This window comes from Vibrio sp. D417a (assembly GCF_030248595.1).
GTDB classification, from domain to species: domain Bacteria; phylum Pseudomonadota; class Gammaproteobacteria; order Enterobacterales; family Vibrionaceae; genus Vibrio; species Vibrio alginolyticus.
Window position 1 is genome coordinate 1 of the sequence record NZ_JAHGAM010000039.1, and the last position, 801, is coordinate 801.

The 801-nt window shown below is 49.9% G+C and carries 1 protein-coding gene; it reads right to left on the reverse strand.

The window, feature by feature from the left end; all coding sequences use genetic code 11:
• Positions 1 to 801, reverse strand: an 801-nt coding sequence (locus KI742_RS22065) for a tandem-95 repeat protein (protein ID WP_285445310.1), incomplete at both ends; no start/stop codon positions are given.

Consider the following 801-nt stretch of genomic DNA (forward strand, 5'->3'; position numbering starts at 1 on the left):
ACTGATGGTGATCGAATTGTCTTCATGCACCGTGTAAGACGTGCTGCCTGCCACTGGTGGATCGTTCTCTGGCGTCACGCTTACATCGATATTTGCGGTCACGGTATCCGTGCCATCGGAAACATCGAAGGTAAAGTTCACGTCGCCATTGAAGTTTTCGTTTGGCGCGAAGCTGTAAGTGCCATCACCATTGTCGGTTAGGACACCATCTGCGCCAGTGTAGCTCACACCTTCAACCGATAGGTCATCGCCATCGATATCCGTTGCACCATCAAGCAGATCTTCATCAGTGAACAGCAAGACGCCATCTTCACCAATGGTGAACGCTTGATCTTCTGGCTGTGGTAGGTCGTTAACTGGATTAACCGTTAGGTCAGCCGTTGCAACAATAGTGTCGGTGCCATCGTTGATATCGAACGTGATATCAATGTCACCATTGAAGTTCGCATCAGGCGTGATGGTGAAGCTGCCATCATCGTTTGCCGTAACCGTTGCATCACCGTCAACCACTAGGTTAGTCGCGGTTAGCGCGTCGCCTTCTACATCCGATGCTTGAGCAAGAAGCTGTTCTTGGCTTAGCGTAATTGAATTGTCTTCATCGACACTGTAAGCCAAGTTGCCCGATACTGGCGCATCGTTGATTGGCAATACATCGATGTTTGCGTTAGTTGCCGCAGTTACGCCGTCTTCATCAACAACCACAACATCTAGGCTAACATCGCCATCAAAGTTGGCGTTTGGTGCGAAGCTGAATGTGCCGTCACCGTTGTCAGTAAAGATACCGTCAGAGCCGCTGTAGCT